The following is a 2,521-nucleotide window of genomic DNA, read 5'->3' as shown; positions in this document are numbered from 1 at the left end:
GATCTCCGCTGCGCTCCGTTCCAGGCTACTCGCTAAGCTCCGTTCCAGGCTACAAAAAATAATTCATAAAAAATGGGAATTCTGCTTGACACAATGATACTGCATCGGTTTAAATCTACCCCCTAAATGAATGGATTCTGAAGCAAGAATTTGACGTAGATTTTTTAGTCACACACTTAACACGTACAGGGGATAGAATGAACAAGTCAGAATTAATCGATATTATTTCAAGCTCGGCAGACATTTCCAAAGCGGCTGCTAATCGTGCTCTAGACGCAGTGTTAGAAAACATTACTAACGCCTTAAGTCGTGATGAAACGGTATCATTATTAGGATTTGGCACGTTCACCGTAAAAGAACGTCCTGCACGTCAAGGCCGTAACCCACGTACAGGTGAAACAATTGAAATTAAGGCCTGCAAGGTGCCTAATTTCAAAGCCGGCAAAGCATTAAAAGATGCAGTACAAACAGAGGCCGTGGAATAATCAAGTTAAATTGGGTGCTTAGCTCAGCTGGTAGAGCATCGCCCTTACAAGGCGAGGGTCGCAGGTTCGATCCCTGCAGCACCCACCATGAATAAGCAAAGGCTTACAACTCATCGAGTGTAAGCCTTTTTTTTAATCTAAAGATCGAATTGCTCCAATTTTACCGTGAGTATAAGAGCCTGTTCAAAGTCTCCAACGATTCGTTGAAGAAATTCCTTTGAGACAAAACCTCATTATTTTAAGCAAGATTAACGATCTAAAAGCGCGTGAATATTATCTTAAAGCGGTTCAAGGGAGATGGAGTGGAGCGTGTTGTAGAGCTACAAGTTAATTCTCAAGCTGTGGAAATTACTGGTGGGCGATAGTGGGATCGAACCACTGACCCCTGCCGTGTGAAGGCAGTGCTCTACCTCTGAGCTAATCGCCCGTTATACTAAAACGATCTTAGATGCCATCCTGGCGCGACTTAAGAATATTTCTCACCAAACAACACGCACGGGTGTGTTCAATAAGGTTCGGCATTCTAGCAAACAATTTTTGATGATTCCATTATTTATAGTAATTTTATTGTGGCTTTTGCTAGAATAACCTTCTTTAAAAATGTTAAGGAATCATTGTGGTCGTTCGTACTCGTTTTGCTCCTAGTCCAACGGGATATCTTCATATCGGTGGTGCGCGCACGGCGTTATTTAATTGGGCTTATGCGCGGCATCATCAAGGTGAATTTTATTTACGCGTAGAAGATACCGATCAAGAGCGTTCTACTGCAGAATCCACCCAAGCCATTTTAGATGGTATGGGTTGGTTGGAATTGCATCATGATGGTGAGGTTGTTTATCAAAGCTCGCGTTGGGATCGCTATAAACACATTGCAGAAGAGTTATTAAATCAATGTTTGGCTTATCGTTGTCAATGTAGTGTCGAACGTTTAGCAGCATTGCGTGAAGCGCAAATTGCTCAAGGTGAAAAACCCCGTTACGATGGGCACTGTCGCGATTTACAATTAGGGGATGATATTCAAAAATGCGTGATTCGCTTTCGCAACCCACAAGAAGGCCATGTTCATTTTCATGATGAAGTGCATGGTGATATTACTATTGCCAATGCAGAATTAGACGACATTATTTTAGTACGCAGTGACGGCATTCCTACCTATAATTTTTGCGTGGTAATTGATGATATGGACATGAAAATCACCCATGTTATTCGTGGTGACGATCATATTAACAACACACCCAGACAAATTAATATTCTTCACGCTTTAAAAGGTAACGTACCTGTTTATGCCCATGTGCCGATGATTTTAGGCCCCGATGGTAAACGCTTATCAAAACGCCATGGTGCGGTGAGTGTGATGCAATATCGCGAGGAGGGCTATCTCCCGCAAGCGTTATTAAATTATTTAATTCGTCTTGGCTGGTCGCACGGTGATGAGGAAATTCTAACGCCAGCTCATATTTGTGAGTTATTCGATTTTAAAGGATTAAATAAATCCGCGGCCAGTATTAATCCTGATAAATTATTATGGCTTAACCAACATTATCAAAAAACACAACCGGCAGAAAAAGTGGCTGAGGAACTCGCTTATCAATTTTCAAAAATAGGGATTAATAATATTACTCAGCCGCCCTTAACTGAAATTGTTAAAGCTCAGGCCGAGCGTTGTAAAACCTTGGTTGAAATGGCAGAAAAAAGTCGCTATTTTTATGTAGATAATATTCACTATGATGAAACGGAACTGCAAAAACACGTTAAACCTGAAATCCTGCCGGCGTTAACATTATTTTTGGAAAAATTAACGGAGCTTTCCATCTGGAATAAAGAGACTATTCATCAACAATTAGAAGCCGTAGTAACCTCAACAGGTATTAAGTTTGGAAAAATTGCCCAGCCCATTCGCATTGCGGTAACTGGAAGTACTATCTCACCTTCATTAGATATTACCTTAGCGTTAATCGGTCGCGAAAAAACCTTACAGCGAATAAACGCATTATTAACTCACTGTATTAACAGCTAAAAATTTTGATCAAATAAAC

2 protein-coding genes and 2 tRNA genes are annotated in these 2,521 nt (G+C 40.8%); 3 read left to right on the top strand and 1 reads right to left on the bottom strand.

The genetic code is table 11. From position 1 onward, the window contains the following. Positions 1–197: 197 nt before the first annotated feature. Both KIT27_12420 and KIT27_12415 read left to right on the top strand, forming a co-directional pair. Complete coding sequence (locus KIT27_12420) at positions 198–485, top strand: HU family DNA-binding protein (GenBank protein ID MCW5590448.1); 288 nt, start codon at positions 198–200, stop codon at positions 483–485. Positions 486–497: 12 nt separating this feature from the next. Continuing rightward, positions 498–573 (top strand) — tRNA-Val (locus KIT27_12415). A gap of 264 nt (positions 574–837) precedes the next feature. Here the strand turns inward: KIT27_12415 and KIT27_12410 are convergent. Beyond that, positions 838–912, bottom strand: a tRNA-Val gene (locus KIT27_12410). A 189-nt stretch (positions 913–1,101) separates the two neighbouring features. Between KIT27_12410 and gltX the strand changes: the two genes are divergently transcribed. Continuing rightward, a complete protein-coding gene (gene gltX / locus KIT27_12405) occupies positions 1,102–2,502 on the top strand; it encodes a glutamate--tRNA ligase (GenBank protein MCW5590447.1) in 1,401 nt (466 codons plus the stop codon). Positions 2,503–2,521 lie beyond the last annotated feature (19 nt).

It is taken from the genome of Legionellales bacterium (assembly GCA_026125385.1).
Taxonomy (GTDB): domain Bacteria; phylum Pseudomonadota; class Gammaproteobacteria; order JAHCLG01; family JAHCLG01; genus JAHCLG01.
The sequence above is the reverse complement of the archived record's forward strand: the minus strand, read 5'-3'. Positions and strand labels throughout refer to the sequence as shown.

What these genes read in the sequence shown, in the direction of transcription:
- KIT27_12420 (MCW5590448.1), top strand. Translation starts at nt 198, where the DNA reads ATGAACAAGTCAGAATTAATCGATATTATTTCAAGCTCGGCAGACATT.